Consider the following 24,731-nt stretch of genomic DNA (forward strand, 5'->3'; position numbering starts at 1 on the left):
CTGATTTGGTTGTCTTGGGAAATTACGCGGCAGACTTAGTGCCGTTATCTTTAGGGGAAGGCTGCCCTTTGCCTCTTTGCCGCTTGAAATAACGTGGGCGGGTCCGGCGGATGATCTTCTTGAAACGACCACTGGATCGTACTTCAATCCAATGCAGAGCCTGATTGAGCCAGGTGAAGTTTTTCCTGTGCCGCCGTACGAATTTTGCAAACCTGCGGCTTGTGGCAATCAGCAGGACTGTCCCCAGCGCCAACAGCGGTACGCCCGTTGGAATAGGGGTCCAGACCGTGAGCAGGCCCAGTACGATGCAAATGATAGCGGCAAAAACTGAAAGGCCCTTGATCAATGGCTCGACCACCTGTGCGCGTCACAAACTTGGTTAAGTATACACAAGGGGCGTGAAGCTTCCGTAACACGGGCTTTCAAACTTAGGGCAAATATCGAAAGTTCAGGGAAGGCGGCAAATTACTCGCAACTTGCCGCCTGCATAATCACCGCTTATGCGCCGCGTTCCAGCAGAGCAACCACTTCAACATGAGGGGAATAGAGAAACTGATCAATCGGTACAACGCGTTTGATCTGATAGCCACCTTCCAGCAACTCTCGAATGTCACGAGCAAAACTGGCAGGGCTGCAGGAAACAGCAACGATCTTCTTGACTGGAGACTTAGCAAGTTCCTGTGCTTGGGCAAGAGCACCAGCACGCGGCGGATCAAACACCACACCATCAAAACCCTTGCCAAAGTTATCAAGCTCTTTAGCAACAATTGGTCGGCGGAACAGATCCCGGCGTTCAGTAGTGACTTTCTTAAGGCCCTTGGCCCGGCGCAATCCAAGATCAAGCGCTTTCAGTGACGTTGCTTCGCCTTCCACCGCATGCGCATTGGCAAACTGTCCGATATTGAAGGTCAGCGTGCCCGCACCGCAGAACAGATCAGCTACACGCTTGCAGCCGCTCAAACCCTCTGAAAGAAGATCGCCCATGGTTTTTTCGGCGCTCATGGCTGCCTGGATAAAGCCACCGGACGGGATTGGAACAGCGACGCCGCTCATGTCCAGTAAAGGAGGACGGATCTCAATAATTGTCTCACCATCAACAGTCAGGCGTGCAAAGTCATTCTCAACAGCACCCTGTGACAGTTCAAGGTAATGTTTGTCTTTGTTTTTACCCAACCCACCAATAGCAACATCAAGGCCGCTCTGTGTTGTCGTCACGGTGAACTTCAGTTCGCCCTTACGCGGCAAAATTTCGCCAGCAAGCTTGCGAAGTCCCGGTACGGCTTTCATGAGCTCAGGCGCAATCACAGGGCATTCTTCAATGTCAACAAGACGGTTGGATTTAGCTGTGTGATAGCCAAACAGCACTTTATGGCCTGCTTTTACAGCTGCAAACACAGCACGGCGACGACTGCCCTTGCCGCAAACCACAACATCTTCCACTGGCGTTTCAATGCCACGGGAGGCCAGCGCGTCAATCACTTGTTGCCGCTTGAAGTTCTTGTAGGAAGCCTCATCCATATGCTGCAAAGAGCAGCCGCCACATGTGCTGAAATGCTTGCACACGGACGCGACGCGATGCGCGCTCGGCTCAATGATCTCGTTAAGTTCCGCACGTGTTCCTTGCACCTGGGCGCTGACAAGCTCGCCCTCAAGTGTATAGGGAACAAAGATCTGTCCGGCATCGGTCTCGGCAACACCATCACCCTTATGGGCAAGGCGTGCAATACGGAGGGTTTCTACAGTGGCTTCAGGCTTCTTAGACATGGCACAGCGTTTACAGCGCTGCACTGAGACATGCAATGCTTGATCTCGCGAAGTCCGGCATTCTGTTTGAGGGAGAATGGGCGGCGATGTTTAGTCTTCGATCTGATCTAGGGGAAGTAATCCTCTATGACGCAAAGGTAATGTGGAAAATTGCTGTATAGGCGTACTCAGCGCCACTTTATACTGAGTTTCAGATGAGATTTTGTCGATCTATTTAAAATGTTCTCTGAAATAAACTTTTTGTTTGTCTATTTGATCGATTTCCCAACGTAATGTGCTGGTTGCATGCGTGTAGGTATACATTCTATGGCTGCAACTTCCCCAAAAATAATCGGCGATGTTCTGCAGGAGTTTTCAATGCCGTCTTTGAAATTAAAAGGGAAATTGACATTTTGGGTCGTCGTGATTGCGCTGGTGTCGATGGTTGCCTCATCGGGATCTGTCTTGTTCATTGGGGCAGGAGTTATTGAAGAACAAGCAATCAGGCTTTCTAACGAAATCGCCAAGGAAAGTGCAGCCGTCGTCAAAGCTGAACTGGATCAATCTTTTGCCGTCGCGCGAAACACAGCCAATGCATTAGATGCACTCAGGAAAAGTGGGGATGCTAATCGTGACGCTTCTGCTGAGATCCTCAAAAGCGTCCTCAAGAGCAATGAACAACTGATTGGCAGTTGGGCGGCTTGGGAACCTAATGCATTTGATGGCAAGGATCAGGGCTGGGCCAATAAGCCATATCATGACCAAACCGGAAGATTTATCCCGTACTGGTTCCGCTCGGGTGGACAGATTGGCCGGGAAGCACTTGTCGATTATGAAAAGGATGGGGCAGGTGACTACTACTTGCTTGCACAAAGAAGTGGTGAAGAGATCATTCTGGAGCCCTACACCTACTCTGTTGGTGGCGTGGATACCCTAATCACATCTCTTGTTGTACCGGTGGATGGCTTTGGAGCCAGAGACGGTGTTGCCGGTGTGGACATTGCGCTCTCTGACATACAGGAGCGATTGAATGGCATGCATCCCTATGAGCAAGGCTATCTCACGCTGATCAGCTCTTCCGGAACAATTGTTTCCAATCCAGATAGCCAGCTTGTGTCCAAAGCTGCTGGTTCAGCTGGTTTTTCAAAAGCAATTCTTGAGCCGTTAAACTCCCGAAAAACCCGCATTCTGCCCAACACGCAGGTCGGTAATGTTGAAATGCTGCAAGTCGGTGTTCCAATCAGCATCGCAAAAACCGAAGAGCCATGGCTGCTAGTCATCACCATCCCACGCAGTAAGATCCTTGAAGCATCCAATCAGATGTTCTCACTTGTTTCTGTCTTGGGTGTCGTTCTCGCACTCTTTGCAGCTTTGGGCGCATGGATATTTGCCAGTTCTTTGAGCAAGCCAATTTCTTCTCTGACCAGGGTTATGGGTGAGTTGGCATCAGGAAATCTGAATGTCGATATCTCAGAGCGCCGCCAGCAGGATGAGATCTCGGACATGATCACTGCTGTACGGGTGTTCAAAGACAATGCCATCAAAGTAAAGGAGATGGAGGCAGACAAGAAAGAGCAGGAAAGTAAGCGCAGAGCAGAAGAGAAGGCCACGCGGACGAGGATTGTTTCTGACTTTGAAAAGAGCGTGGGCACCGTCGTGCAGACTGTTTCATCCGCAGCCACAGGCATGAAGTCATATGCCGAGGTGCTTGAGCCTGCTGCAACGAGAGCACAGTCTCGTGCACAAGCTGGGGCAAGTGCTGCAGAGGCGACCTCTGTTAACGTACAAACCGTTAGTTCTGCAGCGGAGGAGCTGACAGCATCCATTCGCGAAATTGGGATGCAGGTTGATCTGGCCTCAAGAACGGTTGCAGTGGCAGTCTCTAAGTCCGAGCAAACCAACATCACCGTGCGTGGTCTTTCCGAAGCCGTGCTGAAAATTGGCGAAGTGATTGATATCATCAATGCCATTGCCGATCAGACCAACCTTCTTGCCTTGAATGCCACTATTGAAGCGGCCCGAGCTGGGGAATCTGGCAAAGGGTTTGCCGTAGTTGCTAATGAAGTGAAGGATCTGGCTAATCAAACAGGGCGGGCAACCCAAAGCATTGCTGAACAGATCAGCGGCGTTCAGGAAGCAACGCAAGGAGCTGTTGATGAGATCGCGGGCATTTCCAAAACCATCAGCGAACTTGACGAAGTAGCCTCCAATATTGCTGCTGCAGTTGAAGAGCAGGGCGTGGCAACCAGTGAGATTGCCAGAAGTGCCGAGCTTGCATCCAACGGAACCAAGGAAGTCTTCGCCAGCGTAAATGACATAGGCAAAGCGGCAGAGGATACCAGCGACTCCGCGTTGAGCGTAAAAAAGGCCTCAGTGGATCTGACTGATCTTGCTGAAGAGCTCAAAGAACGCGTGGAAGGCTTCGTGTCTCAGCTTCGCGCATAATTGCGAGACTTTAAAGAAGCACTGGACTACCCTCTCCTGAGCACTTCTATGCCTCGGGAGAGGGCTTCACGAAAACTATGCTGGTGTCTTTTGGCAGGCCATCAGATACTCAGCATTTCCGTCACCACCTTTGATCGGGGAGGAGGTGATGCCAAGGACGGACCAACCCGGTTGGGCATTCATCCACTCTTGCAGCTCAACAGAGATCTCCTCTGCAATCTCAAGAGTAACAAGACCACCTTTCCCAATCCGCTCACGTCCAGCTTCAAATTGTGGCTTGACGAGGAAGACACCTACAGCACCATCAGCAGCCAGCTCAAGAGCTGGTGGTAAGGCAAGTTTCAGAGAGATAAAGCTCACATCGGAAACCAGAAACTCCGGATGCTGACCTTCTAGATGTTCAAGCGTCAGCTCACGGGCATTCAGTCCGTCTTTACGGACAACGCGTTGGTTGTTGGAAATCTTATCCGCCAGTTGATCATGTCCAACATCAATGGCATGGACAATCTGAGCACCATGCTCCAGCAGAACCTGCGTGAAGCCTCCAGTCGAGGCGCCAATATCGAGGCAGATCTTCCCAGCAGGGTCGAGGTCAAAATGCTCCAGGCCTTTGATGAGCTTCAAAGCAGCGCGGGAGACATAGTCAGAGGCCGGATCATCGATAGTGATGTCAGGTTTGCCCGCTATCTTCTGCGAAGGCTTTTTTGCAGGCGTACCGTCTATCATGACTGTGTTGCGCAAAATTGCATCACGAGCACGGGCCCGCGTTTCAAAATAGCCATGTTCGACGAGGAATTGATCAAGCCGCATATGTCACCTGACTGGGATGATTAAAAGCTTAGCCTAAAGGCCGAAGCAACCAGCCAGTGCATTTAACAGTTTGTCTGAGAAAAGCAAATTGCCATAGCGCATCCAAAGGAATGCGGTGGCTGCGATCAGCAGAAGTCCAACGGCAGCTGTGCCAGCATAGAGAGCTGCATGATCTTTCATATCTTCATCCAAAAAAGGGTGCCTGAATACTCAGACACCCTAAACTTATATTAGCTACCAAGCAACTTTCTGATTTTTGGAAGCGCTGTTTCTTCAGGTTCCTGATAGCTGATGGTTCCCACGAAATCCAAATCACCGTTCAGCATGTAAACAGCTGCGGTGTGGTCCATGGTGTAATCACCGTCTTCCAATGGCACTTTTCTCGCATAAACGCGGTAGTCTTTGACGACTTTTTTAACCTGGTCGACGGAGCCTGTCAGTGGAACGACGTGAGAGCCAAACGCAGCAACATAATCTGCAATAACGTCTGGTGTATCGCGTTCAGGATCAACGCTGACGAAAACGAAGTTCAGGTCATCTGCCTTCGGGCCCAGATTATCAATCCATCCCTGCATATCAGAGAGGGTTGTTGGGCACACATCAGGACAGTATGTGAAGCCGAAGAACATCAGAGTTGGTTTGCCATCAAGGTTCTTGTCTGTAAAGACTTGTCCTTTGCCATCAACCAGCTCAAACGGGCCACCGATCTGCACAGTGGCAGCCTGCGGGACATCCTCGTTCACAAACTTCATTACTGTTACAGCAGAAACTGCGGCAACGAGCAATGCGACTGCAGCCCACGCTCCATATCGAATTGTTTTCGCAACGTTCATCTTAATCCACCCGTGCACAGTTCAATTGGTTAGTGGTGCATTTTACCGGATTTTGCACCCATTTTCATAACTGGGAATGTCACTTCTACTGGACCGGCTTTTTCGAATTCCAGAGTAACTTTGAGCTCTTCACCCATTTTGAATGCTTGGTTCAGACCCATGAACATGACGTGGTAGCTGCCAGGCTTCAACTCAAGTGTTTCGCCAGCAGGAATAACAATGCCATCGTCCAGCTTACGCATTTTCATGACGCCATCGTTCACAGCCATTTCGTGAATTTCAGTACGCTTGGCATAGCCGGAAACTGCACCTGTCAGGTGTGCATCTTCGCTGCCATTGTTGGTGATAGAAACGAAAGCTCCGCCACCTTTTGCTTTTGGTGGAGTAGCGCGTGTCCAGGCATCTTTAATGGTCAGGTCACCGTGTTGAATGCTGTCCGCGAGAGCAGCAGAACCAGTGAACGCAACAAGAGCTGCTGTAACAAGAAGAGCACGTGTTTTCATAATATCCATCCAAGGAATAGCTCCCTACCTGTAAACTCAGGCAGAAGAGATCAGTCAAATCAGGTTTTGTTGATCAAGGGAAAACCTAGGCGACTGGAGGAGCCCGGATGAGGAAATTATGACCACGGAGGCTTCTGTCAATTACGAGAGCACTATCAAGGGAGAGAGAACCAGCAACCACAAGGGTAGGACTCTGCCAGTTCTCGGGCTCTATCGAAAAATAAGTCGCCTGTTTGGACGTATGCGGGCACATGAACGTGCAATCGCAGCCTATTCCCAACGGATTTTCGGTATGAGTGGAGCCTTCGACCTTTGCAATCTGCGAGCCGCCTGAAGGGGCACACAATTGCATAAGCGCAGCAACCGAAGGATCAGCAGCTGCGCCGGAAAAACTCAGGACAAGCAACAGTACTCGGGCCAGCATCGCAACGCCAGCAAGCAAGACGAGCGGATGCCGCTCGCTTCTGAGTACATGTAATGTATTACTTGGCTTGACCATGGGTCTTTCTTAGTTGCTTCCGCTGAGTGTGTCTACACTCAGTCAGGAGGGCATTTGGAATTATCCTGAGTCTCATCAGTTGTAGGCGGATTTTCATCCTCATCATTGCGATTTGGCAAATCACCAACTTCTTCTGACGCCATGCCCTCATCCTGTTCATAGGCAGGGAACTCTTCAGGCGGAATAACGTAAGGATCTTCGATATCTAGCGGGTCAGGCGTGAGCACGGCACCCATGTTGGATGTTGCACCGTATTCGAAGTCTGTCTTCTCCAGGTCTTCGTCTGCAGGGCGAATAACCAGGCGGCTGACAACGAAGAGCGCAAGAGCTACTTCAACAAGTGCCACCCATATGAATAGCCCTTCAGGACCGATACTGAACATCAGGCCTGCTGCAACGGTTGGTCCAATCATCGACCCGATTCCGTTCGACATCAGAACGCCGGAAGATGTTTCGACGTAGTCTTCTGCTTCCACATAGTCGAATGCGTGGGCAGCAACAATCGCGTATGTTGGCTGACTAGCCATGCCAAGGATCAGGAATACGGTGAATGTGGTCCAGAAGTTTCCGCTCTCAAGCGTAAAGAGGACCAGTGCTGCCGCTGCCGCGGCGAAGCCCAAGAGCAAAATAATGATACGACGGTCTACACGGTCAGACAGACGACCAATCGGCCACTGTGTAATCGCACCACCCAAAACGATGGCCGCTGCAAAATACGCCGCCTCGTTGGTGCTGTAGCCGATCTGCTTGGCGTAAAGCGGCGCCAGCGCCCACATGGAACTGTTGGCAAGGCCAATCAGCAAACAACCAATCAGGGCCACAGCTGAGGTCTGATAGAGGTTGATCGGGCGGAAACGCACCAACGTAATAGGAGCTGGCTGAACAGCTTTGGTGAGCACAACGGGAACCACCGCAACGCTGACAAAAATTGACGCAATTGCAAATGGCACAAAGGTACTAACGTCAAAGCCCACAATCATCAGCTGGCCACCCATGGTGGCACCCAGATAGCAGATGATGTAAAGCGACATGACTGTGCCACGGTTCTCATTAGTTGCCCGGTCATTCAACCAGCTTTCAACAACTAAAACGATGCCAGCAAAACACACACCAGTGATGATGCGGAAAAGCGCCCACGCCAAAGGATCCACCAGAATAGGGTGGAGCAGTGCGGCGCCAGACATCAAAGAAACAAGTGCAGCAAATGCACGGATATGACCGGCCCGCAGAATGAGAAACGGACCAAACAGGCACCCAATCACAAAGCCAATGTAAAAACTGGACGAGATCAGACCAATCTGGAGGTCTCCAAATCCGGCCAAATCAGCTTTGAGGGGGATAAGCGTCGAAGAAAGTCCATGCCCTGCAAGAATCAGGGCGGTGGACAGCATCAAGGACGCAAAGGTTGCAAGCAGCAGTATCATGCGCGCACCAGCCAACGATGTAAAACTGGATTCACACTACATATCATATGCAAAAAGAAAATAAGGAGAGCAGCGAAAGCTGCCCCTCATTTAATTTTTTGATGAGTTATGAACACAAATACAATGTTCTACACCAGCCTTAACGGCAAATCCTCTGCTTTACCAAGGGTTTCAAAGACACGGTGTACAATCCCTGATGCATCTAATCCGGCATCTTTGTACATGGTCTCTGGCTTCGCGTGGTCCTGGAAAACGTCCGGCAGGATCATGCTGCGAACTTTAAGAGAGCCATCAAGTAAACCGTTGTCAGAGAGGAACTGAAGCACCTGGCTTCCGAAGCCGCCGATAGAACCTTCTTCGATGGTGATCAACACATCGTGCTCTTTAGCAAGGCGCACGATCATTTCTGTATCAAGCGGTTTGGCAAAGCGTGCATCAGCAACCGTTGTTGAAAGACCCGCTGCATCAAGCGTATCGGCAGCCCTCAGGGCTTCCTGCAAACGACCACCCAATGAAACCAAAGCAACGCTGGAACCTTCTTTTACGATACGGCCTTTGCCGATCTCCAGAGGCATGCCGAATTCCGGCAGATCAATGCCAATGCCTTCACCGCGTGGATAACGGAAGGCAATCGGGCCTTCATCATAAGCCGCAGCAGTGGAAACCATATGAACCAGCTCTGCTTCATCACCAGGTGACATGATTACCATGCCCGGCAGGCAGGAGAGGAATGCAGTGTCAAATGAACCAGCATGCGTTGCGCCATCCGCACCAACCAGACCAGCGCGGTCAATCGGGAAGCGCACAGGCAGCTTCTGGATTGCAACATCATGAACGAGCTGATCGTAGCCACGCTGGAGGAAAGTTGAGTAAATCGCACAGAACGGCTTGAAACCCTCAGAGGCAAGGCCGGCGGCAAATGTCACAGCATGCTGCTCAGCAATGCCCACATCGAACATGCGGGTTGGATGAGCTTTCTCAAACACATCCAGGCCAGTTCCGTCCGGCATCGCAGCTGTGATGCCAACGATTTTCTCGTCTTTGTTCGCTTCTTCAATTAGTGCATTGGCAAAAACGCGAGTATAGGCGGGTGCATTCGGTTTCGGCTTAGACTGCTCACCCGTCACAACATCAAACTTGGCAACGGCGTGATATTTGTTGCTTGCATTCTCGGCAGGCAGGTAGCCTTTACCCTTCTGGGTCACCACATGAACGAGGATCGGGCCTTCTTTGGCATCCCGAACGTTCTTTAGGACCGGCAGAAGGTGATCCAGATTATGCCCATCAACGGGGCCGACATAATAGAAACCAAGCTCTTCAAACAGTGTGCCGCCGGTAAAGAAGCTGCGGGCAAACTCTTCTGCCTGCGCTGCTTTTTCCTGCAGTGGTTTTGGCAATGCGCTTGCGACCTGCTTAGCCGCCTCGCGGAAGCCCTTATAAGTCTTGCCGGAAACAAGACGCGCGAGGCTCGCGGAAAGGGCACCAACAGGTGGAGCGATCGACATGTCATTGTCGTTTAAAATAACGATCAGGCGGGAGTTCAGCGCGCCCGCATTGTTCATGGCTTCATAAGCCATGCCAGCGGACATCGCGCCATCACCAATCACAGCGATCACATTGTTATCGCCGCCGGCAAGGTCGCGGGCCACAGCCATGCCAAGACCAGCTGAAATAGAAGTGGAAGAGTGTCCGGCACCAAATGGGTCGTAATCACTCTCGGAGCGCTTGGTGAAGCCACTCAAGCCGCCATCCTGACGCAGTGTGCGAATACGCTCTTTGCGGTCAGTCAGAATTTTGTGCGGGTAACACTGGTGTCCTACATCCCAGATCAACCGATCTTTGGGCGTGTCGAAGACATGGTGGAGCGCAACGGTGAGTTCAACAACACCTAATCCAGCTCCTAAATGCCCTCCTGTAACAGAAACAGCATCAACCATCTCCTCTCGAAGCTCTTCAGCAACTTGTTGAAGGCGGTCCTCGGGGACCTTTTTGAGATCAGATGGGTTTTGAATTTGATCTAGCAGGGACATCAGGGTCTTCTTAAGTCTTTTGACTATTTGGCAGCTTAACACAGAACGACCCGACCATGGCATATGTTCTAAATTATGGCCGAAACGACTGTCTTCCGTAATTGACCACGATTATAGCAAGCCTGCCCTCTGTGCAATTGCCTGTCATGAATAATTGATCGTTTATGCTAGGTCCTTTTGTAGGGATGCCTCTTCAAAACCTGTGTCAATAGGGGATGAGAACGTATTTTTTTTCATTTGCTAGTATTAATTGCGCTTTTGTCACCCCATGGGGTGATGCAATCTGCGACGAAACGTCCTATGTCGAATGTGTGGTCGATGGGGCCACGTGCACAGTGATCGACTTGGGGCTACGGTTTTCGTAGCCCCCTTTTTTTTGCCTATACCAATATCCGGCGATAAATGAAGAATACTTGTCGATTTAAACTAGACCGTCCGGTCGGTTATACGATCTATCCAGTGCTTTGTATTCTCTGTCTTGAAATAATATTCTGTGAAATATCTCCGGTTAAGTATTGTTCCAATTAAAACTTATCGGCTCAATAGAATAACGGGTGTGTTATGTGCTCAATAGTTTTTGTCCAATTTTATTTAGTAGGCTAAATAATAAATTATCACGAAATTTTTATCATTTAAGTAAAACGACGTTCCTGATGAATCAGGTGCAAACAAAAAACCCCGCTCAAGGCGGGGTCTGTTGAAAAAATGAACGCGTGTACTGGAGCGAAAATTCTAGTTATTGTGTTTAGAACTAGAATTTCAATTCCATATTAGCTGAATTTATTGCTCGTCCAGCGCTTCTGTGCCAACTGCGTTTCCAGATGTGTTCATCTGGATTTTCTCTACCTTCTCTTCAGCAGCTTTGAGCAAGCCATCGCACTTTTCACGCAAGGCTTCTCCCCGAGCATAAAGCTCAATGCTCTTTTCCAGAGGCACGTTGCCTTGTTCCAGATTGCGAACAATGGTTTCCAGCTCAGCTAATGCTTGCTCAAAGGAAAGGTTTTCAATGGAACCGGCTGCTTCTTCTGTCACCAAACTGTCCTCGCTCAGTTGGGAGTAGGTGCACTCCCAATTAGTAATCCATCAATGTCATTACATGAGCGGCGGCAGATCGCGCAAGACCTTCCAGATCATACCCACCTTCTAAAAGCGAAACGACACGTCCTTGACAGCAATCATCCGCAATTTCGATGAGTTTGCGGGTCGCCCACGCAAAGTCTAGCTCTGTGAGGCGCAGGCCGCCAAGTGGATCACGTTCATGAGCATCAAAGCCCGCGGATATAATGATCAGATCCGGTGAGAACTCACGGATGCGCGGCAAAATCGCGTAATCAAGGGCCTCGCGGAACTGAGTTCCATCATCGCCTGCCGTGAGTGGGGCGTTGACAATGTTGTTGTGCTCACCCGTTTCATTCACGGCACCGGTGCCTGGAAACAGCGGCATTTGGTGAGTGGAGGTGTACATCACGGTTGGATCGTTCCAGAAGATTTCCTGAGTTCCGTTTCCGTGGTGAACGTCAAAATCCATGATTGCCACACGTTCCAGCCCATAAACGTCTTGCGCATAGCGGGCAGCAATCGCGGCGTTGTTAAACAGGCAGAAGCCAGAGGTAAGAGCGGATTCTGCGTGATGTCCTGGAGGTCTGCAAGCAGCAAAGGCGTTGGAAGCGCGCTTACTCATCACTTCATCCACACAGCGCGTAGAGCCGCCGACAGCTCGCATCGCCGCTTCCCAGCTCCCCGGAGACAGGTTGGTGTCTGGCGCAAAGTCGATGAGGCCTTCTTCAGGGTTCATGTTGTGGATGGAGTTGATGTAGTCAGAGCTGTGAACCCGGGCAATATCCTGAAACGTCCCAAATGGCGCGATATCGCGATCCAGCATGAAGAACCTTTCGTTCTCAAGCATACGATCAATAGCCAGCAAACGGTCAGGGCGTTCTGGATGACCAAGCGGAGTAAGATGATTTAAAAAAGCCTGATGGTGCAGCAGCAAAGTACTCAAGATATTGAACCCGTTAAAAATGAAGTCAGGTACACAGCCCGTTTTAGAGATCGCTCCAATAGCGACGTTAGAGCGCGAAGTGGGCACACTTACTCTAGTGTGGTGGCACCTAAATCCAATCCTGTGAAAAATTGGGCGAATTACATATACAAGTCCACATTGCTGCGCAGTCTGTCAATTGTACACCCCTCCAGTTTATCTCGGTAATTGGGATGAGGTGCTGATAAATCTCAGTGGTTATGCCTGCGTGGAATGCCCGGCTGTCCCGTGAGTAAGACAAGAAAAATCCGGAGTGCGTGTATAACACGCAACCCCGGATTAAAGGTGCGAGCAATCTGTGTTGCTCGTGGGGGAGGTCCGCTGCATCTCTAAGAAATACATGACTGTAATATTGGGCCAATTCTTTAAATTTGCACGCTGATTATTCCCCCACTCCTTGAATTCATACTGAGCGGAAAGAGAATAGGTTAACACCTATTCTTTAAGTGTTGCATAAATACAAGGAATTATACAATAAGCCCAAAGTATTCAGGGGTAGTTATCCTGTGCTCTCAACGGGTTGCAGCGGAGAGGTCTTGAGTAAATACAAAGAAGAAGGCAAAGCGCGGTCTGTTTTCGGCGTTCTGAACAGCGTTTAATCGCGGGGAGCAGCAGCACGGGCAAGCCGGTCATTAATAGCTTCCCCCAGTCCATGATGAGGGATTGGCATGACTGCAATTTTACCGTTTTCTCCAAGATCAGCCTGACGCAATGCAGTAAACAAGCGCGCAGCAGCCTCGGTCAGATCTTCTGAGTCGCTGAGAGGAACCAGCTTGGCAGCTTTATCGGAGCCTTTGGGCAGATTAGCACCAAAGGTAATCAACGCTTCCCCTTCCGCCACATCCTCTGCATTCAGGCGAATGTGGGAGTTGGGAGCGTAGTGGGATGTCAGCATCCCGGGCGCCATCGGGGCGCTGTCATCTGTTCCCGCACGCACCAGAGTTTCACCAAGCACAGCTTCAATATCTTCACGGGCAAGGCCACCAGGTCGCAGAAGTGTTGGGCGGTCCCCCACAAGCGAAACGATTGTTGATTCAACCCCCACAGAGGTCGCCCCGGAATCGATGAGGTAAGACAAGTGATCTTTAAGATCGTTGATAACATCTTCTGCAGTCGTGCCGCTGATCCGTCCAGAAAGGTTGGCCGAAGGCGCAGCCAGCGGGCGTCCCGTATGCTTGCACAATGCCCGCATCACCTCTGAACGAGGTACTCTGAGCGCAATTGTTTCAAGACCTGCCACAGCCAGATCCGAGACCGGGCTGGTTGGTCGCTTTGGCAACACAAGAGTCAACGGACCCGGCCAAAAAGCCTCGGCGAGTTTGAGAGCGCGGTCATAAAAAAAAGCGTGGGTTTGTGCAGCTTCCAGACTATCTATATGAGAAATTAAGGGGTTGAAACTTGGCCGCCCTTTCGCCTCATATATACCAGCACAGGCTTTGCCATTGGTTGCATCTGCAGCCAGTCCATATACCGTCTCAGTAGGTATCGCGACGAGTTTCCCATCGCTCAGCGCATCGCAAATATCTTGGAAAATTTGCGTATCTTCCAACTGGGTGTCAGATGGGTGTAAGCGCCAGAGTTTCATACCTTTTCTTTCTTACTAAGACGAATGTAGGGGGCTACCTGCCTCTAAGGGACGCTTGACGTATAGGTTAATCACACTACTGTCCCAAACAGGAAAAATTCTGTAGCGGCCTTTTGATGGGCAAAAGCCAATTCGTCAAGTCGCTATAGCGTATTCCCGAGACGTGAGCGTCGGTTTTCGGATGAGAGTATGCGCAAATATACGCGTATTTCCGAGGAGTGGCCGCCAGCTGTCGGTGCGGACTACGCATAAATACATCTCTAAGGCGGTTTGCTGGCCCTATATGGAAGGCAGGCGGCCTTAGAAGGGGAGGAAAACAAAATGTATCGTGCACCACTGAGTGAAATTGTATTCACGCTGAAAGAAGTCGCAGGTTTAGGACAGCTTCAGGCGCAGCCGGGACAGGAAGAGCTTTCGGATGATTTGATCGAAGCTATTCTGGGCGAGGCAGCAAAGTTTGCAGAGGAAGAGATCGCGCCACTCAATAGGGTTGGAGATGAAAATCCGGCACAATTGATCGATGGAAGCGTCAAAACCTCACCGGGCTGGAAAGAGGCCTACACCAGTTGGCGTCAGGGTGGTTGGAGTGCGTTGACGGGCGACCCGGAGTACGGAGGGCAGGGCCTTCCAAACATGCTCCATGTTGCCGTGTTTGAGATGTGGAACGCAGGCAGCATGGCCTTCACTCTGTGCCCTACACTCACCACAGGCGCTGTAGAGGCCATCGAGAAGCATGGCTCCCCAGAACTCAAAGCCAAGTACCTCGAAAAGCTCACCAGTGGCGAGTGGACAGGCACAATGAACCTGACTGAGCCACAAGCAGGCTCAGACCTGAACGCTCTACGTGCCAAGGCAGAGCCAGTGGGAGACGGGTCCTACAAGATCTCTGGCCAGAAGATCTTCATCACCTATGGTGACCACGACATGACGGAGAACGTGGTCCATCTGGTGCTGGCACGTTTACCGGACGCGCCAGCTGGCACGCGTGGTATCTCGCTGTTTGCAGTGCCAAAGTATTTCGTCAACGACGATGGCAGTCTCGGCGAAAAGAATGACGTGACCGTAGCTGGTGTGGAGCACAAGCTCGGCATCCACGGCTCTCCAACCTGCACCATGTCCTTTGGCGATAAGGGCGGTGCCGTTGGGTGGCTCATCGGTGAGGAAAACAGAGGCTTAGCCTGCATGTTCACCATGATGAACAACGCCCGCCTCGCAGTGGGTGTGCAGGGCCTCGGCATCGCAGAGCGTGCCTTCCAGGAATCCCTGGCATTCTCTTTGGACCGCAAACAGGGCCGCGGCGTTGGGTCAAAGACCGATGGTATGGACCCGATCGCGGTTCACCCGGATATTAAACGTACCCTTCTTTCAATGAAGTCACAGACGCAGGTTGCCCGCGCAATCTGTTACGCCTGCGCGCACGCACTGGACATGGCGAAAGTCGCGCCAGATGCAGACCAGAAGAAGTTCTGGGCAGAGCGTGCTGGCTTGCTCACACCAATCGCAAAAGCACTCTCCACCGACTTTGGGGTGGATGTCGCCTCGCTTGGTATCCAGATTCACGGTGGTATGGGCTTCATTGAAGAAACCGGCGCAGCCCAACATCTCCGTGACGCACGCATCGCTCCTATCTATGAAGGCACCAACGGCATTCAGTCCATCGATCTTGTGATGCGTAAGCTGCCAATGTCCGGTGGTGATCAGGTGCGCAGCCTCATCTCTGAGATCAAGGAGATCGCAGCGAGTGTGAACGCCGACAACACCGGCGAGCTGGGTGATCTTGGCGCCAAGCTTGATGCAGCCGTTGCTGATCTGGAAACCGCTACCGAATGGATGTTGGCCGCGCAGGCTGATGGGAAGGTTCCTGAAGCGCTTGCAGGTGCGACGCCATACCTGCGTCTGGCAGGTATCACCCTAGGCGCAGGCTTGCTGGCAAAAGGCGCGCTGGCATCCAAGGATGCACCGGAGACGTTGAAGAAGCCGCGCTACCTGATGGCGCGCAGCTTTGCAGAAACTGTTTTGGGTGAGAGCGCTCCGCTGAAAGACGACGTAACACGCGCAGCTGAAGCAATTCTTGCATTCGATGCTGCTGAACTTGCCTGATCCAAGAGGCAGTCAACCGTATTTAAAGGGTGAGGCGGAACAGGCCTCACCAATCAGTTTGGGAGGGACACATGATCAGCATTGAACGGGACGGCGCAGTCCAGATCATCCGCATGGATCGCGTAGAAAAGAAAAACGCACTGACACAAGCCATGTACATGGATATGGCAGATGCGCTGAAGACAGAAGACGAAAGCATCCGCTGCCATGTCATGCTTGGCCGTCCGGGTGTCTTCACCGCAGGCAATGATATTGCAGACTTCCTTAAGGCCGCAATGTCAGGCGAAGGCTTGGAAGCTGGCGGTGTAGGTAAATTCCTCGGCGCACTCCATGAGCCGTCCAGACCTGTCATCGCGGGCATCGATGGCCCTGCTATCGGCGTGGGCACCACCATGCTGTTCCATTTCGATATGGTGTTTGCTACGGAAAATGCGCTCTTCAAAACGCCGTTCACCGATCTCGGCATCATTCCTGAAGCAGGCTCAACGCTGATCGGCCCAGAGACAATGGGTTACCACAAAGCGTTCGAAATGTTGGCCTTGGGTGAGAGCTTCACTGCCGAGATGGCTAAGGAAGCGGGCTTTGTAAATCACGTGGTATCCCCTGATGAGCTGGAGGATCGTGTGCTTGCGATAGCGCAGAAGGTAGCGTCCAAGCCTCAAAATGCCCTACGCATTTCCAGAGAGCTCCTGCGTGGCAAGCGTGAGCCGCTTGAAAAGCGCATTTTTGAGGAAATCGGTCTCTTTGCTGAGCTGCTTAAATCTGATGAGGCTCGCGAAGCCTTCATGAAGTTCATGAGCAAAGCTTAACTCGTTCAGATGCGGTGTTTATCGCCGCATCTTATTTCAGGAATTTGGGGGAAACATGGGAAGTCTGAAGGGTAAAACACTGTTCATTACCGGTGCATCTCGTGGAATTGGTCTCGCGATTGGCAAGCGGGCAGCACAAGATGGCGCGAACATTGTGATCGCCGCAAAAACGGCAGAACCGCATCCGAAGCTGGAAGGAACGATCTACACAGCGGCCAAAGAGGTTGAGGATGCCGGAGGCCAGGCGCTCCCGCTCGTGGTTGATGTGCGCAGTGAAGAGAGCGTCGACAATGCAATGAAGGCAGCTGCTGAGAAGTTCGGCGGCATCGATATTGTGGTCAACAATGCCAGTGCGATCAACCTGACTCCGGTTCAGAAAATCGACATGAAGCGTTTTGACCTGATGCACCAGATCAACACGCGCGGTACTTTGCTCTGCTCTAAACTGGCGATCCCGTATCTGAAAGAAGCAGAAAACCCGCATATCATGATGCTTTCTCCGCCGCTGGACATGCAGGAGAAGTGGTTCAAGAACCATACACCGTACTCCATTGCCAAGTACGGCATGAGCCTTGTTGTACTGGGACTTGCCGGAGAACTGCGCTCTAAGAAGATTGCTGTAAACGCCCTTTGGCCGCGCACGACCATTGCCACGGCTGCTGTTCAGAATCTGCTTGGTGGTGATATGATGGTTCAGGCAAGCCGGACGCCAGACATTCTGGCAGATGCTGCACATCTGATCTTCACAAAACCGGCAGCAGAAACCACTGGCAACTTCTTCATTGATGATACATTGCTGGCGGAAAACGGTATGATCGATTTTGACAAGTACCGCGTGAATCCGAAAGTGAATCTGCAGCCAGATTTCTTTGTTCCCGATGACAGTGTAGCGCCAGTCAGCCTGGCTGCAATCGAAGCTTAGCTTTGATCGTTGAGGCACTCTGCTTCTGAGAGATTCAAAGCATGGCAAAATAAAAGGCGGGGTAACCCGCCTTTATCATTGGTAATGATTAGTCGAACTCGGGACCGCGTGCCGAATACGGCTTCACTTCTTTCCAGGCGCGCATCAGATTTTCAAGTTCTTCATCTGTCTGTTCTGGCAGGACAATTTCAAGCCCAACAAGAAGGTCGCCGTGGCCACCTTCTTTCTTCGGCAGGCCCTTGCCTTTCAGCCGCATGGTCTTTCCGCTGCTGGTATTTGCAGGGATTGTCAGGTTAACCGCGCCGCTGAGAGTTGGAATGCGTACTTTCCCGCCAAGAACGGCTTCATAAAGGGTGAGGGGGACATCTACACGAATATCTTCTCCATCCACTTTGAAGAGCTTGTGTGTGGAAATACGAACTTCTACCAGTGCATCACCAGCCTGACCACTCTTGGCAGAAGCAAAACCTTGCCCTTTCAGGCGGATCTTGTCGCCGCTCTGCGTGCCAGCCGGAATTTTTACATTCACCGTCTTGCCGCTTGGCAGCTTCACCTGAACCTTGCCATGGTGGGCAAGGTCTTCAAGTGTCACCCGTGCAATCAGGTTGGCATCAGCTCCCTTGGTAGGGCCAGCATGGAAATGAGATTCTCCACCGCCTGCGCTGCGGCGTTTGCCGCCGCCAAAGCCACCAAGAATATCATTGAGGATATCGTCAAAACCGCCAGCATCCTGAGGGCCACCTGCACCGCCGTGGCCTTCGCCAAAGCCCTGCTCAAACCGGAAACCACCATGACGCCCTGAATTACGGAAACCTTCGAAGCCACCGCCACCACCCGGGCCGCCATAAAACTTGGGTTTGCCATCCGCGTCTATCTCACCGCGATCAAACTGTCCGCGCTTATCTTTGTCGCCCAAAATTTCATAGGCTTGGTTCGCTTCAGAGAAGCGCTCCTTAGCCTTTGGATTGTCTGCATTCTGGTCTGGGTGGAACTGTTTGGCCAGTTTGCGAAACGCTTTCTTGATCTCTGCCTCACTGGCATTTTTGCTAACACCAAGAACAGAATAGGGATCTCTCATCGTCATCCATCAAATTGAAATAAGGGCAGTTTATAACTCACCCTTTACATAACCTTGAGTTCGACGGGGCGCAAGCAGCCGTAGCCGAACTTAGCTAATCAGACGTGAGTATTTCAGTGGTTTTAATCTAGTAGGACACGTCGCATTTGCGAAACTGAAGCGAGGAAGAGTTATTCAGTGACAGTTGCATCGGTTTGGAACGGAGCAAGCTGGACAATCTTCATTTTACGATTGGTATCCGGGCAGCTGCGCCCCTGATAGGCTCTGACGCCGCCAACAGTGTTTGCGCTGGTCACAAAATCGGTGCAACCCGCAATGCTTTCTGTTTTATCAACGGACATGAGAGAAGTGATTGTCCCACTGTTGCCGCTGACAGGGTTAGTCCAGGCCATAGGTGCAAACCGGTTTTTGGCTTGCCCACTCTCGTTCAGAGCTTCCTCAATGGTATTCGTAATAACCGTACGGTCGGTGCGATGAATCTCGCTATCCGCGACCTTTTGCTTGGTATCAACTGTCTCTGTCAGGTTCAGAGGTTCTTGATACTCACTGTTGTTCACAGATATGGACATCTGAGTGCAGGCAGGAAGTGTCAGCAAGAGCGCAGCCGAGACAAAACACGACTGGCGTAAACGGGTTTTCTTGCTATACAAAACTGCCATATTACTACTAGAGCCTCAGGTTGAATCCGTTGTTTTAACGAATTCCGGTTCATCCACAGTGTGAGGATCCTAAAGGGACTATTAACTATGAATGGTGACATCCAAAATCTGGAAGAAAAGTTTACAAATAGTTACTCCGAAAGCGTAGAGGTTCCTTTTCAACTATTTGGTGAATGGCTTGCACTTGCAGAAAAGAACGAGCCTAATGATCCTAATGCCATGTCAGTCGCGACTGTAGATGAGAATGGCATGCCCAATGTGCGGATGTTACTCCTTAAAGGTTACAGTCCACAGGGTTTTGTGTTTTATACAAACTTTGAAAGCACAAAAGGCCGTGAAATTCTTGCTCACCCTAAGGTTGCTTTGTGTTTTCACTGGAAAAGCTTGCGCAGGCAAGTCCGGGTACGTGGCAACGTTATCCACGTAACTGAAGACCAGGCCGACGAATACTATAACTCACGGCCACGAAAAAGCCGCATTGGTGCATGGGCATCCAAACAATCCCGTCCATTGGAAAGCCGTTTCGCGCTTGAGAAAGAAGTTGCCAAATACGCTGCTAAATATGCTGTTGGTGACATTCCGCGCCCCGAATATTGGAGCGGCTGCATTTTGGAACCATTGGAAATCGAATTCTGGCACGACCGTGCCTTCCGTCTGCATGACAGATTTGTCTTCAAAAGAGACAGCGCAGAAGATCAATGGGATAAAGTGCGTCTGTATCCATAATGCATTTCAGATGAAGGCTGAGCGCATCACAAACGTGGTGCGCTTCGTCATTTATCAGCAACAGAACATGAGCCGCTATATAAAGCATATATAGATATGGGGCAGGGCTGCGGGATCGTTACGCAGAAGACGTAACGGTTGATGCTTCTACGAGGCAGGCATAAAAATAAGGCGGCTCGCAATCCTGCGGGTCGCCTTCTTTATTCAGATAACCAGATGTCCGTTCAGGCCATCAAGTTTCTGGAAAGCCATGTCCAAATAAGACGTGGCTTACGCATTGAAGCAGTTATCAATGTGATTGGAATACATAATCAAGCAATTCGGTTCTTGAAAAACAAGCTGGAATTTCTGATTTGTAGCCCCTGACGCATCAGTCAGTCGGAAGAGGGTATTCTTCCTGAACCTTAGGCTGATATGCCTCTTTCTGCTTACCGTTACAGCAGTTTGCAGCATTGACAGCCTGAATGCCCACTGGACGATAAAGTTTGTCCAGATCAGGTTTAGCGTTTTTCTTTTGTTGCTCAGTCGTTCCGAAGGCCATTTTAGTCCGTCCCCTTGGGACAAGTTGTGTTGCAGAAATCGTGATGCTTATCCAGAATGAGTAGCCGGATAGCCCGATATAAGCGTCAGCTCATATGCAGGAGTGATACTCAAATCGGGCATGAATATGTTAGCGCCAAAAAAACTAAAAAAGCCAATCTAATTTCAAGGGGGGAATTTCCCAATAAACTCAGCAATTTGAATGCATGAAACATGACGTTAACTAATTGCTCAGCAGGCTTTCCGGAAATTATTATTATTATACAAAAGGATAGGATCTCAGGTTGTGAGCTAGTTAAAATTATCGCGACTAAACCATTAATGTATCAGGCTATTTTGAGTGACATTTGGCCGCGATTTCCCTGACTGCGAAACTGACAAAAAACTGTGTATTTAGTGTGCCAAGAAGCTTGTGGCCGATTGATTAGCATCGCTCATAGTGATTGGTGCTCGTAATACCCTGTATAAGTGCGTAGATTGAGCCGCTTGCATAAGAACTATTTTGCTCGGGTAATCTCCCGAAGACGGTCTCCCATATAAACCGTCAAATGCGCTGAAGGAAAATGACAATGAACGTGCGCGCCGTACTGTTTGATCGCGATGGAACTCTCATTGATTTCAATAGGACATGGGGCACGGTGCTCCAACATGTTCTGATGGATCTGGCAGATGGAAATCTAAAGCTGGCCACTGAACTTGGCAAGCTCGTGAAGTTTGATTACGCCAGCTGTGCCTGCGAACCGGGCAGCCCTATTCTGACCAATCCGCCAAGCGGTTACAGCGAACCATGGGCCAATCATCTTGGTGTTGAGTTCAACCGCGCGTTCTTGGATCGTATTGAAGACCTTATTCTGGAACATGCAGCAGACTGTGTTGCAGCATTTGATGACACAGCATCATCTATCAAAGCCTTGGCAGCTGCTGGTTTGCCGATCGGTCTGGCAACGAATGGTACAGAAGCGAGTGCCATAGCCCAGCTGAAGCGCCTTGGTATTCTCGACTACTTCACCTTCGTTGTGGGCTACGACAGCGGTCATGGTGAAAAGCCGGAGCCGGGCCAGCTCTTCGGGTTTGCAAAGCACACAGGTATAGAACCTCAGCACATCGCAATGGTGGGTGACAGCCTTCACGACATGCATGCAGCCCAAAACGCAGGCATGGTGCGCGTTGGCGTAACAACTGGCGCTTTGACCACTGAAGAGCTGAAGGATCACTGTGACCACCTGCTCGACAGCCTGACTGATCTTGTGAACCTGGTTGGCCTGAAGGCGACAGGCGAGGGCGCTGCTGTTTAATAAGATGCTGTTAATGCGGCGGTTCATCCGCCGCAATTCCCCTCTCTCAAAATCTGCGCGAAAATAATGGCAGTATTCAACCCTCGGTAATTCTGAACTGCTACTATCTGGTATCGTAAAGTAAAGAGCTGTAACCTTCATGCCGAACGGTTAAGTTGAACTCTGAGCTGCAGATTGAAGAGAGTGGGATAGAATGACCCTGCAATTGCCCTCGAAACATTCTCGCACTGCCCTGCGCAGTCGTCGCATTGGCGCAATTGCGATCCCGTTCCTCTTTATCTCCGTTGCTGGTCATTACTTCGAGTTGTTCAATACAGAAGTGCTGCTCGTTCTCTTTGTAATTGGCTTTTTCATGGGCGCTGCCGCCATTGCGCTGGCTGCCATGGCCGTGGTTGATTTGTGGAACAACGGCGGCAAAGGGTTCGGCAACAGTTTCTTGGGCACTTTTTATGGTGCCATCGTCCTTGCCCCACTACTTGTCGCGACACTGGGGCTCTATCTGTTCCCGCCACTCAATGATGTCTCAACAGATATGGACGAGCCACCTGCGCTGATTGCCGGAGATCGTATTGATGATGAAATTGGGCAGGACAAGCAGCTCATGCAAAAGGCCAGCTATCCTGACATCGTCCCGCGCCGGTTCCGCCTGCCTCCTCCTGAGCTGCACAACGCTGTTTCCAGCGTGGCCTCCAGCATGGGGTGGAAAGTGATTTATGAGTTACCCGCGGGTTTCCCGGATGAGCCCACCTACCTGCTCATGGAAGCGCGCATGCCATACTTCTCTTTGAAGGATGATGTCGCCATTCGCATCCAGCCCGATAGAGTAGGTACACTTTTGGATATCCGCTCTGCGTCCCGCTTTGGCAGTCATGATTTTGGCACCAATGCCCGCCGTATAAGAGGGTTTCTGGCAAGTCTGGATAAAGTGCTCTTGCAAAACTACGGCATCACAGCCCGGGTTGAAGAACCTGAGCTGGTCTTGCAGGATGAGGCCGAGCAACCGGCTCAGCTAAAAATCTCAGAGAGCGTACCGCTGCTGGAAGCGCCATTAGAGCTACCACCTTCAATTGCATCCATGTTGAAAGAGCGTGGCGCCGCGCCAATCCCATCACAAAAGCCTGCGCAATAAATCGCGAGTATCTCTCATAAGATCAGCTGTTGTTTTGGGGTGTGTGGTCTCGAGATGAAAATAGGCCCAGAAACGACATAACCAGCGCCGGGGAAGCACTGGTTATGAAAGCTTGCGTGAACAACGAGTACCGCTTTAAGGCTATCGCGAAACTCTGAGAGTTCTGAAGCCAGGGAAGCCGTTGAACTCTATGAATTCAATATGACTCATTTAATAGCATATGTGTGTGATAATTGTCACGACCTCACAAAAAAATACGCCCAGAAACGGGCGTATCTTTGATAACTCAAAATATTGCTTTGAAATCAGGCGTTTGCTTGGATGCGAAGATCTGCAAAAACATCTTCCAAACGTTTGATAGCCTCTTCAACAGTTGATTTTGGACAGGCCAGATTGAATCGCAGGAACGTTTCTCCGCCTTTTCCAAACGTGCTGCCGATGTTGACGGCGACCTTTGCCTGCTTTTGAATACGCGTCACGATCTCATCAAACGGCAGGTCTACTTCTTTGAAGTCGACCCACTGCAAATAAGTGCTTGCCATGCGCATCACTTTAGCGCCGGGAATAGCAGCTTCCAGCCCTTCAATCAGCAGCTCCTGATTGGCCGCAATGTAGTCGCAAGCTTCAGTGAGCCACTCATCGCCATGGTTGTAAGCCTCAGTCGTGGCCTGTGAGCCAAGCGGGGTGGCGTGAACTCCACAAGCTGTAAAGACCTTGCGGATTTTATCGCGCAGCTCTTTGTTGCTGATGATGCACGCAGCCGTCGCAAATCCAGCCAGATTGAAGGTCTTGGAAGCAGATGTGAATGTTATCGTCCGCTCTGCAATTGCCTCAGACAATGTCGAGGTTACCACATGCTTGGATCCATCCAGAATAAGGTCGTGGTGGATCTCATCAGAGATGATCAGGATGTTGTGCTCAAGGCAGAACTCGCAAATGCGGGTCAGCTCCTCTGCAGTCCAAACACGACCACCCGGATTGTGAGGACTACACAGCAGCAGGATCTTGGTGCGTTCATCAATCTGATCGGCCAGATGGTCAAAGTCCATGTAGTAAGCGCCATCACGCTCAATCAGCTGGCTTTCAACAAGGCGGCGGTTGTTGTCGCGCACGGCGCGGCCAAATGCGTGATAAACTGGTGAGAACACCAGGACACCATCGCCTTCCTCAGAAAACGCCTGAATAGCCATGGAGTAACCAGCAACAACTCCCGGTACTGTGGTGATCCAGTCTGGAGAGACATCGAACTGGTGACGTCGCTTCATCCAGGAAATGACGGCTTCCTTGTAAGGCGCATCATTGCCGTAGTAGCCGTTGATCCCGTGCTCCGCAGCGCGGGCAACCATGTCATTCACGGCTTGTGGTGGGCGGAAGTCCATATCAGCGACCCACATCGGCAAACCGTCATCAGGACTAATGCCATAGCGACTTTCCATCTCATCCCATTTCAGGGAATGAGTGTTTCTGCGATCGATCTTCTGGTCAAAAATACTGGTCATTACGTCTCTAAGTGTTGGAGAGATCGGTTTCTCTGGGGTGTCCTGACAGTGTGTAAGCTAA

General features: G+C 50.9%; 23 protein-coding genes. 7 read left to right on the forward strand and 16 right to left on the reverse strand.

All coding sequences use genetic code 11. From position 1 onward, the window contains the following. Window positions 1-22: 22 nt before the first annotated feature. Window positions 23-358: a hypothetical protein gene (locus tag PsAD37_RS07275; RefSeq protein ID WP_208860097.1), complete on the reverse strand. Its 336-nt coding sequence runs from the start codon at window positions 356-358 to the stop codon at window positions 23-25. Window positions 359-498: 140 nt separating this feature from the next. After that, window positions 499-1,764, reverse strand: a complete 1,266-nt coding sequence (locus PsAD37_RS07280) for a class I SAM-dependent RNA methyltransferase (RefSeq protein WP_063295606.1) — start codon at window positions 1,762-1,764, stop codon at window positions 499-501. Window positions 1,765-2,121: 357 nt separating this feature from the next. Between PsAD37_RS07280 and PsAD37_RS07285 the strand changes: the two genes are divergently transcribed. Beyond that, window positions 2,122-4,188 (forward strand): methyl-accepting chemotaxis protein, encoded by a 2,067-nt coding sequence (locus PsAD37_RS07285; protein ID WP_063295607.1) that lies wholly within the window; start codon window positions 2,122-2,124, stop codon window positions 4,186-4,188. 75 nt (window positions 4,189-4,263) lie between these two features. Here PsAD37_RS07285 and PsAD37_RS07290 read toward each other — a convergent pair whose 3' ends face one another. From PsAD37_RS07290 to PsAD37_RS07330, 10 genes are all read right to left on the reverse strand, one after another. Beyond that, entirely contained in the window at window positions 4,264-4,998 is a 735-nt protein-coding gene (locus PsAD37_RS07290; protein ID WP_063295563.1) for a TlyA family RNA methyltransferase, read from the reverse strand. Between the two features lie 33 nt (window positions 4,999-5,031). Further along, complete coding sequence (locus PsAD37_RS28310) at window positions 5,032-5,178, reverse strand: hypothetical protein (RefSeq protein WP_164845264.1); 147 nt, start codon at window positions 5,176-5,178, stop codon at window positions 5,032-5,034. Between the two features lie 50 nt (window positions 5,179-5,228). Continuing rightward, on the reverse strand, window positions 5,229-5,831 hold the full coding sequence (locus tag PsAD37_RS07295; RefSeq protein ID WP_063295564.1) for an SCO family protein: 603 nt from the start codon (window positions 5,829-5,831) through the stop codon (window positions 5,229-5,231). A gap of 29 nt (window positions 5,832-5,860) precedes the next feature. Further along, window positions 5,861-6,334, reverse strand: a complete 474-nt coding sequence (locus PsAD37_RS07300; protein WP_208991748.1) for a copper chaperone PCu(A)C — start codon at window positions 6,332-6,334, stop codon at window positions 5,861-5,863. An 85-nt stretch (window positions 6,335-6,419) separates the two neighbouring features. Then, the gene (locus PsAD37_RS28005; RefSeq protein WP_153039688.1) at window positions 6,420-6,833 is read right to left on the reverse strand and encodes a hypothetical protein; all 414 of its coding nucleotides are present in this window, start codon (window positions 6,831-6,833) and stop codon (window positions 6,420-6,422) included. A gap of 38 nt (window positions 6,834-6,871) precedes the next feature. Beyond that, on the reverse strand, window positions 6,872-8,257 hold the full coding sequence (locus PsAD37_RS07310; RefSeq protein WP_063295608.1) for an MFS transporter: 1,386 nt from the start codon (window positions 8,255-8,257) through the stop codon (window positions 6,872-6,874). 128 nt (window positions 8,258-8,385) lie between these two features. Next, entirely contained in the window at window positions 8,386-10,287 is a 1,902-nt protein-coding gene (gene dxs / locus PsAD37_RS07315; RefSeq protein WP_063295567.1) for a 1-deoxy-D-xylulose-5-phosphate synthase, read from the reverse strand. Between the two features lie 780 nt (window positions 10,288-11,067). Continuing rightward, window positions 11,068-11,322 carry an exodeoxyribonuclease VII small subunit gene (locus PsAD37_RS07320; protein WP_208985567.1) on the reverse strand — a complete coding sequence of 85 codons (255 nt, stop codon included), beginning with the start codon at window positions 11,320-11,322 and terminating at the stop codon, window positions 11,068-11,070. A 37-nt stretch (window positions 11,323-11,359) separates the two neighbouring features. Beyond that, window positions 11,360-12,280: a histone deacetylase family protein gene (locus PsAD37_RS07325; protein ID WP_063295609.1), complete on the reverse strand. Its 921-nt coding sequence runs from the start codon at window positions 12,278-12,280 to the stop codon at window positions 11,360-11,362. A 643-nt stretch (window positions 12,281-12,923) separates the two neighbouring features. Beyond that, window positions 12,924-13,913 (reverse strand): L-threonylcarbamoyladenylate synthase, encoded by a 990-nt coding sequence (locus tag PsAD37_RS07330; RefSeq protein ID WP_063295568.1) that lies wholly within the window; start codon window positions 13,911-13,913, stop codon window positions 12,924-12,926. Between the two features lie 321 nt (window positions 13,914-14,234). On the opposite strand from PsAD37_RS07330, the gene PsAD37_RS07335 reads away from it, so the two are divergent. The 3 genes from PsAD37_RS07335 (at window position 14,235) to PsAD37_RS07345 (ending at window position 17,744) form a co-directional block, all read left to right on the forward strand. Continuing rightward, on the forward strand, window positions 14,235-16,013 hold the full coding sequence (locus PsAD37_RS07335) for an acyl-CoA dehydrogenase (protein ID WP_063295569.1): 1,779 nt from the start codon (window positions 14,235-14,237) through the stop codon (window positions 16,011-16,013). Window positions 16,014-16,084: 71 nt separating this feature from the next. Continuing rightward, entirely contained in the window at window positions 16,085-16,822 is a 738-nt protein-coding gene (locus tag PsAD37_RS07340) for a crotonase/enoyl-CoA hydratase family protein (protein ID WP_063295570.1), read from the forward strand. Window positions 16,823-16,877: 55 nt separating this feature from the next. Next, window positions 16,878-17,744: an NAD(P)-dependent oxidoreductase gene (locus PsAD37_RS07345; protein WP_063295571.1), complete on the forward strand. Its 867-nt coding sequence runs from the start codon at window positions 16,878-16,880 to the stop codon at window positions 17,742-17,744. 88 nt (window positions 17,745-17,832) lie between these two features. Here PsAD37_RS07345 and PsAD37_RS07350 read toward each other — a convergent pair whose 3' ends face one another. Both PsAD37_RS07350 and PsAD37_RS07355 read right to left on the reverse strand, forming a co-directional pair. After that, complete coding sequence (locus tag PsAD37_RS07350; protein ID WP_063295572.1) at window positions 17,833-18,822, reverse strand: DnaJ C-terminal domain-containing protein; 990 nt, start codon at window positions 18,820-18,822, stop codon at window positions 17,833-17,835. Between the two features lie 170 nt (window positions 18,823-18,992). Continuing rightward, window positions 18,993-19,481 carry an RT0821/Lpp0805 family surface protein gene (locus PsAD37_RS07355; protein ID WP_063295573.1) on the reverse strand — a complete coding sequence of 163 codons (489 nt, stop codon included), beginning with the start codon at window positions 19,479-19,481 and terminating at the stop codon, window positions 18,993-18,995. Between the two features lie 99 nt (window positions 19,482-19,580). Between PsAD37_RS07355 and pdxH the strand changes: the two genes are divergently transcribed. Then, window positions 19,581-20,207 (forward strand): pyridoxamine 5'-phosphate oxidase, encoded by a 627-nt coding sequence (gene pdxH / locus PsAD37_RS07360; protein WP_370446587.1) that lies wholly within the window; start codon window positions 19,581-19,583, stop codon window positions 20,205-20,207. Between the two features lie 370 nt (window positions 20,208-20,577). Here pdxH and PsAD37_RS28315 read toward each other — a convergent pair whose 3' ends face one another. Then, a complete protein-coding gene (locus PsAD37_RS28315; RefSeq protein ID WP_167550269.1) occupies window positions 20,578-20,748 on the reverse strand; it encodes a hypothetical protein in 171 nt (56 codons plus the stop codon). A gap of 568 nt (window positions 20,749-21,316) precedes the next feature. Between PsAD37_RS28315 and PsAD37_RS07370 the strand changes: the two genes are divergently transcribed. Both PsAD37_RS07370 and PsAD37_RS07375 read left to right on the forward strand, forming a co-directional pair. Next, on the forward strand, window positions 21,317-22,042 hold the full coding sequence (locus PsAD37_RS07370) for an HAD family hydrolase (protein WP_208991749.1): 726 nt from the start codon (window positions 21,317-21,319) through the stop codon (window positions 22,040-22,042). Between the two features lie 193 nt (window positions 22,043-22,235). Continuing rightward, window positions 22,236-23,171 carry a DUF1499 domain-containing protein gene (locus PsAD37_RS07375; RefSeq protein WP_063295577.1) on the forward strand — a complete coding sequence of 312 codons (936 nt, stop codon included), beginning with the start codon at window positions 22,236-22,238 and terminating at the stop codon, window positions 23,169-23,171. 305 nt (window positions 23,172-23,476) lie between these two features. Here PsAD37_RS07375 and PsAD37_RS07380 read toward each other — a convergent pair whose 3' ends face one another. Next, on the reverse strand, window positions 23,477-24,670 hold the full coding sequence (locus PsAD37_RS07380) for a MalY/PatB family protein (protein ID WP_063295578.1): 1,194 nt from the start codon (window positions 24,668-24,670) through the stop codon (window positions 23,477-23,479). Window positions 24,671-24,731: the final 61 nt, after the last annotated feature.

The sequence above is a fragment of the Pseudovibrio sp. Ad37 genome, assembly GCF_001623075.1.
Taxonomy (GTDB): Bacteria; Pseudomonadota; Alphaproteobacteria; order Rhizobiales; family Stappiaceae; genus Pseudovibrio.